The sequence below is a fragment of the Actinospica sp. genome (assembly GCF_035552695.1).
Classification (GTDB): Bacteria; Actinomycetota; Actinomycetes; order Streptomycetales; family Catenulisporaceae; genus Actinospica.
In genome coordinates this window covers 22,332-29,103 of the sequence record NZ_DASZKT010000219.1, presented here as the reverse complement: position 1 = coordinate 29,103, position 6,772 = coordinate 22,332, and the positions used below count along the sequence as shown (strand labels likewise).

The following is a 6,772-nucleotide window of genomic DNA, read 5'->3' as shown; positions in this document are numbered from 1 at the left end:
GTCCCCGGCATACTCGCCATGCCGCCGAGCACTCCGATCGAGAGCAGCTTGGACAGCAGGTCGTACTGGCTGTTGCCGTTGAACGGGATGACCATGCCGAACGCCGCTCCGGCGGCCGCTGCCGAGGCCACCCCGAGACCCATGCCGACGGCCGAGATCCGGTCCACGTCCACGCCGAGCAGCCGGGCGGCGACCGGGTTCTGCGAGGCGGCGCGCAGCGCCCGACCGAGCTTGGTGTACTGGCGGATCAGGTGCAGCGCGCCGAGCACGACCACCGCGAGGAGGAAGGCGAAGAACCGCACCTCGGGGATCTGGTAGCCGGCCACGGTCCACGAGTAGTTCGCGTAGGCCGGGGCGATGACGCGGATGTTGGTCTGATAGGAGAAGTCCAGCACGCCCTGGATCCCGATGGCCAGGGCGTACAGGACCAGCAGGCCGAGCTCGGCGCTCGACTTGTTCAACGGACGCAGCAGGACCGCGTAGATCACGTATCCGAGGACGAACATCACCGGAATGAGGATCAGCACGGACAGGAACGGATCGATGCCGAGGTCGCCGAAGAGCGTGTAGCTGAGATAGGCGGAGAGGATCGCGAAGATCGCCTGGGCGAAGTTCACGGTGCGCGCGACCCCGAAGATCATCGCCTGGCCGCTGGCGAGCAGCGCGTAGACGCCGCCGATCAGGATTCCGGCGATCGTGGCCTGGAGGAACAGATGCACGGGTCATCCCGCCCAGTACGGCTTGGCGATCGGGCTGGCGAGCGCCTGGCTCGGCGGGTACACGGGCAACAGCTGCCCCTGTATCCATTGCACGACGGAGTCGGCGCCCTGCGGTGTGCCGTTGGCGTCCCAGGTGAGGTCGCCCTCGACGGTGGGCCAACTGCCGCTGTGCAGTGCCGAGATGATGGTCGCGTTGTCGATCTTGCCGGTGCGTTGGGCCACCAGTTGGAGCAGTTGGCCGCAGGCGTACGCCTCGGCCGCGGCGGGGTCGATGCCGGCCGCGGTGCCGCCGTACTTGGCGATGTAGGCCTTGATGAAGGCGGCGTTGCCCGTGGTCTTGGCCTGCGGGACCCAGTCGCTCGCGCCGAAGATCCCGTTCACGTTGCCCGCTCCGACGCTCGCCGGGAAGGTCGGGTCGTTCGGTCCGCCGGTGAAGAACACGTATTTGGGCGTCCAGTGCGCCTGGACCATGCCCTTGACCTCGGCGACCGCGTCGGCGCCGCCGGTCCCCGAGACGATCAGGTCCGGCTTGGCCGAGACCAGCCGGGTCACCACGGGGCTCAGGTCGACGGTCTCGGCGGCGTAGGTCTGCGAGTACACCGTCTTGATGCCGGCCGCCTGCAGGCGCTGCTGGATGCGCGCGACGATGGCGGAGGTGAACGGGTCGTCGGCCGATGGGTAGGCGGCCGTCTTCGGGCGCTGATCCGCCGGCAGCGAGAGGATGTAGCCGGCGAACGCGTCCCCCGAGCTCACGATCGGCGCGGGCTGGGCGAGGAACAGGTTGTTCATATGCAGGTCGAAGACCTGGGGAGCGCCGCCCGAGGGCTCGATGAACGCGTAGCCGTAGCGCTTCGCGATCGAGGCCGCCGGGATGGTGAGCAGACTGGAGAAGGGGCCGAAGACGAGGTTGACATGGTCGGCCGTGATCAGGTTCTCGTAGTTGGTGACCACCTGGGTCGGGCTTGAGGCGTCGTCCACGATCTTCAGGCTGACCTTGCGTCCGAGCAGCCCGCCCTGCGCGTTGACGGTGTCGGCCCACAGCTGGTAGCCCTTCTCGGCCGGCCCGGCGAGGTCGGCGAGGTCGCCGGAGAGCGACATCGACACCCCGACGACCAGCGGGGAGGAGTTCGCGCCCCCGCCCTGCGACGAGGCCGGCGAGGCCGAGCAGGCGCCTGCCGCCAATGCCGCCAGGCATACGGGCACAGCCCAGGCGGACCGTCTCACGGTGGATCTCATGGTTCGCATCGCCTTCTTCCTTGAAAGCTTCCCGGGTCCTGCCCACCGCTGTTGGTAACAGTGATTCCTCATTGGGAACACTGTTGCCGTTAGGGTACTGCGTACCCAGCTCGCGTCAAGACCGGTGGATGGCGGGGCCCGTCGTCACAGCGAACGGGCGATCAGTTCCTTCATGATCTCGTTGGCCCCGGCGAGGACGCGCAGAACCCTGTTGTTCACGGACAGCCGGGCGATCGGGTACTCGACGCAGTACCCGTATCCGCCGAACAGCTGCTGGCAGCGGTCGACGACCTCGCCGGTGCGGTCGGTGATCCAGTACTTGGCCATCGAGGCGTTGGCGGCGTCGAGTTCGCCGCGCAGGTGCCTCTCGATGCAGTCGTCGAGGAAGACGCCGTTGACGCGCGCGATCGTGGCGCACTCGGCGAGCTCGAAGCGGGTGTTCTGCAGTGCGAACAAGGGTCGCCCGAATACCTGGCGCTCCTTCGTGTAATCGACCGCGAGCGCCACGGCGGCCTCGGTGATCGCCTGCCCGATGATCGCGGTGAGCAGCCGTTCCTGCGGCAGTTGCTCCATCAGCTGGTAGAAGCCGTGTCCCTCCTGCCCGCCGAGCAGGTGCGCGGCGGGGACGCGCAGTTCGTCGAAGTACAGCTCAGTGGTGTCCTGGCTCTTCTGGCCGAGCTTGCGCAATATCCGTCCGCGGGAGAAACCGGGGGTGTCGTCACCGACCTCGGCGACCAGCAGGGACACACCCGCGGCGCCCAACGAGGTGTCGGTCTTGGCCGCGATGATCAATAGGTCGCACAGCCGGCCGTTGGAGATGAAGGTCTTGGCACCGGTGACGAGATACTCGTCACCGACACGTCTTGCGCGAGTGGCTATAGCCTGGAGGTCTGAACCGGTGCCGGGTTCGGTCATCGCGATCGAGCCCACCCACTCTCCGCTGCACAGCTTGGGCAGCCACCGCTTCTTCTGCTCCTCGGCGGCGTAGGCGAGGAGGTAGTGCGCGACGATCCCCTCGCTCACCGCGAAGCCGAGACTGTCAGCGCCGGCCCTGACCTGCTCCGCTATCAGGACGGCCAGATTGGCGAAGGTGCCTCCGCCGCCGCCGTACTCCTCGGGCACCGACATTCCCGACAGCCCAAGCCGACCGGCACGGACATAGAGGCTCTTGTCCGGGTGCCCCTGCGCGGCGTACTTCTCCTCGTTCGGGGCGACCTCCTTCTCGAAGTACGTGCGTGCCAGGGCGCGAACGGCTTCGAGCTCGTCGTCGCTCCAGCGGGGGCGTTCGGCCATCAGTCCTCTCCTTCCACGAAGTCGGTGCGGTCGGGGTCGCGCCACGGCAGGAAGTCCGGCTGGTCCTTGTCCACAGTCCCGGTGAACGCGGGCGGTCGGCGCTCCAGGAAGGAGCGAACGCCCTCGACCGCGTCGGCACTCTGCGCGCAGCTCGCGATGAGCCGGGAGTCCAGGGCGAAGGCGGGCTCCGGAGAGTCCAGGGGGCCCATCCGGTACAGGGCTTGGCGGATCACGGCGGTCGAGACCGGCGCCGTCCTGGCGATGAGTTCGCGTGCCAGTTCGTAGGCCGCGTCGAGAACATCCGTGGACGGCTGAAGCGCGGTCACGAGCCCGGCCTTGAGGGCCTCGTCGGCGCCGATCAGGCGTCCGCTGATCATCCAGTCCATGGCGCGGCCCATGCCGACGAGCCGGGGCAGGAACCACGTCGAGCCGCCCTCCGGGTAGATGCCGCGGCGGGAGAAGACGAAGCCGAACCTGCTGTCCTGCGCGGCGATCCGGAAGTCGGCCGGCAGGATCATCGTCGAGCCGACCCCGACCGCGGCGCCGCGCACCGCGGCGATGACCGGCTTCTCACTTCCGTAGAGCAGCCGGGTGACCCGGGTCGCGGGCTCGGTCCACGGCGACGAGGCGGCCGGGGCCGGGTCGTCCGCCTCCGTGACGCCGAGGCCGCCGCCGCTCAGATCGGCGCCGACGCAGAAGTCCTCGCCCGCGCCGGTGAGCACCACGACACGGACCTCCTCGTCCGCGATCGCCGCGCGCAGTGCGTGAGCCGCCTCGTCGGCCATGCGGACCGTGTAGCCGTTGCGGGCCTCAGGACGGTCCAGGGTGACGGTCGCTATACCTTCGTGCGCTTCGTAAGCGATCTGCGTGTACTCCATCGGACTCCTCCGCAGTCTGGTGCGCTGGTCATGGCGGGTCGGCGGCGAGGAGCGTGCGCATCATCAGGGTCCGCAGCTCCTGCGCGAGGCGCGGGCGGGCGATGAAACGCCCTGTCTGAGCGAGGTCGTTGACGACGGCGAACGCGGCGTGGACCCGGATGCGGGTCTCCTTGGAGGGCTGCTCCGGTGAGGCCGCCGCGACCAGTTCGGCCCAGAACTCGGTGTACGCACGCTGCCAGCGGCGCACCTCCGTGCGGTCCCGGTCCGGGAGGTTGTGGCCCTCGCGGAAATAGGCGGCCACCAGATCGCGGTGCCCGATCACGACATCCACGTAGGCGCCGACGGACAGTTCGAGTGCGGCTCGGGGAGGCAGATCGGCCGCCCGCACCTGTTCCACGGCCTCGTCCAGCCGCTCCCCGATCCGGTTCGCGGCGGCCTGCAGCAGCTCCATCTTGCCGCCGATGTGGCTATAGATACTCGGTCCGGCGATCCCGGCCGCAGCGCCGATGTCCTCGACGGTCACCGCGTGGTATCCACGCTCGCGGAACAGCCGGGCGGCGACGGCGAGCAACTGCTTCCTTCGGGTGTCGAGGCCGGGCGATTCCGCGATCGACGCCGCCGTCCGGATCGGGCTTTCCACTTCGCCCGGTACGGGCAGATCCGCGGCGAGCAGGTCAAGGGCGGTTGCCGTCAACAATCGCTCCAGCTCCGCCTGCGGCGGCCGAACGCGGTGGTCGGAGATGCTGCCGAAGACGCTCAACGCCGCCCAGGTCAGCAGTTCGGCGTCCGATTCGGGCAGCTCCGGCCGCAAGAGGTGGAGCTCGCGCACGAGCGGAATCACGCCACGCGCCGACACGTCCGCCACACTCACCCTTTCCTCAGTGCTCAGATACCGCCCCTCGCGCCGCCACAAGACGCCGAAATCCGGGTGCCTGACGACGAACGCGGCGAGCTGTGCGTACACCTGCGCCAGCCGCTGCTGCGACGGTGCGCCGTGCGGGGCGGCTCGATCGCCCAGGCTCCGCTCGACGAGCTCGGCGGTCTCCTCGAGGCCCTCGCACAGCAGGTGGACGAGAATCGCCTGCTTGCTCCGGAAGTGCCGGTAGATCGCCGGGCCGCTGACCCCGGCGGCGGCGGCGATGTCGTTGACCGAGACGTTGTGGAACCCCTTCTGCGCGAACAGCTCGGCGGCGATCCGGGCGAGTTGCTCGCGCCGGGATCGCCGAGGGGGGCCCGGCGTCGGCATGCCGCGGTTCCTCTCCTGAAGTTAATCGTGACTAGGCAGATGGTAGGCGCAACTTTCCCTTGACAGCAAGTAGTGCGATCAGTCAGGTTAATAGCCATTAGGCAGTTTCGGCACCGAGCGCGGATCGATCGGCACGCAAAGGAGCGTCTCCGTGACCACTGAGGCATTCGTCTACGACGCGATCCGGACCCCTCGGGGCCGGGGCAAGAAGTCCGGTTCGCTGTACGGGGTCAAACCCGTGTCACTCGTCGTCGGACTGATCGACGAGGTCCGGCGCCGCAACCCCGCCCTGGATCCCGGGCTGATCGAGGACGTGGTGCTCGGCGTGGTCACCCCGGTGGGTGATCAGGGCTGTGATATCGCCAAGACCGCGGCGCTGCTGGCGGGGCTGCCGGACACCACGACGGGTGTGCAGGTCAACCGGTTCTGCGCGTCGGGCCTCGAGGCGGTGAACCTCGCGGCGCAGAAGGTGCGCGCCGGTTCCGAGGAACTCGTCCTGGCCGGCGGGGTCGAATCGATGTCCCGGGTCCCGATGGGCTCGGACGGCGGGGCGTGGCCGCTGGACCCGGCCACCGCGTACGACACCTACTTCATCCCGCAGGGCATCGGCGCGGATCTGATCGCGACCATCGAGGGCTTCTCCCGTGCGGACGTGGACGGCTACGCCCTGAGGTCGCAGGAGCGCGCCGCGGCGGCGCAGGCGGCAGGGTACTTCAAGGACTCGGTGGCTCCGGTTCGTGATGTGAATGGCCTGATAATCCTCGAGCACGACGAGCACGTCCGGCCCGGCACCACGCTCGAGGCACTCGCCGCGCTCCCGCCCTCGTTCGCCCAGATCGGCGATGTCGGCGGCTTCGACGCGGTGGCGCTGCAGAAGTACCACTGGGTCGAGCGGATCGAGCACGTGCACACCGCGGGCAACTCCTCCGGGATCGTCGACGGCGCCGCCCTGGTACTTATCGGCAGCGAGCAGGCAGGCCTGGAGGCAGGGCTGCGGCCGCGGGCGCGCATCGTCGCCACCGCCCTTTCCGGCTCGGACCCGACGATCATGCTGACCGGTCCGGTCCCGGCCACCCGCAAAGCGCTCGCCAAAGCCGGGCTCACCGTCGAGGACATCGATCTGTTCGAGATGAACGAAGCGTTCGCCGCGGCCGTCATGCGCTTCGCGAAGGATCTTCAGATCCCGCTGGAGAAGGTGAATGTCAACGGCGGAGCGATCGCGCTGGGCCATCCGCTGGGCGCGACCGGCGCGATGCTGGTGGGCACGGTGATCGACGAGCTGGAGCGGCGCGGGCAGCGCTACGGCCTCTGCACCCTGTGCGTGGGCGGCGGCATGGGCATCGCCACCGTCATCGAGCGCCTGTGAATCCGGCGAATCAGCCGGCTACCCGACCGCGACC

Annotated in this window: 6 protein-coding genes; 1 reads left to right on the top strand and 5 read right to left on the bottom strand. The window is 68.8% G+C overall.

Annotation, left to right across the window (positions count from 1 at the left end):
• From VG296_RS25350 to VG296_RS25330, 5 genes are all read right to left on the bottom strand, one after another.
• A partial coding sequence (locus VG296_RS25350; protein ID WP_325569870.1) for a branched-chain amino acid ABC transporter permease occupies window positions 1-719 on the bottom strand: 719 nt, incomplete at its 3' end.
• A gap of 3 nt (window positions 720-722) precedes the next feature.
• Window positions 723-1,955 carry an amino acid ABC transporter substrate-binding protein gene (locus VG296_RS25345; protein WP_325569868.1) on the bottom strand — a complete coding sequence of 411 codons (1,233 nt, stop codon included), beginning with the start codon at window positions 1,953-1,955 and terminating at the stop codon, window positions 723-725.
• Between the two features lie 144 nt (window positions 1,956-2,099).
• The gene (locus tag VG296_RS25340; protein WP_325569866.1) at window positions 2,100-3,248 is read right to left on the bottom strand and encodes an acyl-CoA dehydrogenase family protein; all 1,149 of its coding nucleotides are present in this window, start codon (window positions 3,246-3,248) and stop codon (window positions 2,100-2,102) included.
• Complete coding sequence (locus tag VG296_RS25335) at window positions 3,248-4,126, bottom strand: enoyl-CoA hydratase-related protein (protein WP_325569863.1); 879 nt, start codon at window positions 4,124-4,126, stop codon at window positions 3,248-3,250. The genes VG296_RS25340 and VG296_RS25335 overlap by 1 nt, the downstream gene beginning before the upstream one ends.
• A gap of 28 nt (window positions 4,127-4,154) precedes the next feature.
• Window positions 4,155-5,372 carry a TetR/AcrR family transcriptional regulator gene (locus tag VG296_RS25330; RefSeq protein ID WP_325569861.1) on the bottom strand — a complete coding sequence of 406 codons (1,218 nt, stop codon included), beginning with the start codon at window positions 5,370-5,372 and terminating at the stop codon, window positions 4,155-4,157.
• Between the two features lie 151 nt (window positions 5,373-5,523).
• Here VG296_RS25330 and VG296_RS25325 point away from each other — a divergent pair, with 151 nt between their 5' ends.
• Complete coding sequence (locus VG296_RS25325; RefSeq protein ID WP_325569859.1) at window positions 5,524-6,738, top strand: acetyl-CoA C-acetyltransferase; 1,215 nt, start codon at window positions 5,524-5,526, stop codon at window positions 6,736-6,738.
• Window positions 6,739-6,772 lie beyond the last annotated feature (34 nt).

Excerpts from the sequence above, each read along its gene's own strand:
- VG296_RS25345 (WP_325569868.1), bottom strand. The coding sequence starts at position 1,955 with ATGAGATCCACCGTGAGACGGTCCGCCTGGGCTGTGCCCGTATGCCTG.
- VG296_RS25340 (WP_325569866.1), bottom strand. The coding sequence starts at position 3,248 with ATGGCCGAACGCCCCCGCTGGAGCGACGACGAGCTCGAAGCCGTTCGC.
- VG296_RS25335 (WP_325569863.1), bottom strand. The coding sequence starts at position 4,126 with ATGGAGTACACGCAGATCGCTTACGAAGCGCACGAAGGTATAGCGACC.
- VG296_RS25330 (WP_325569861.1), bottom strand. The coding sequence starts at position 5,372 with ATGCCGACGCCGGGCCCCCCTCGGCGATCCCGGCGCGAGCAACTCGCC.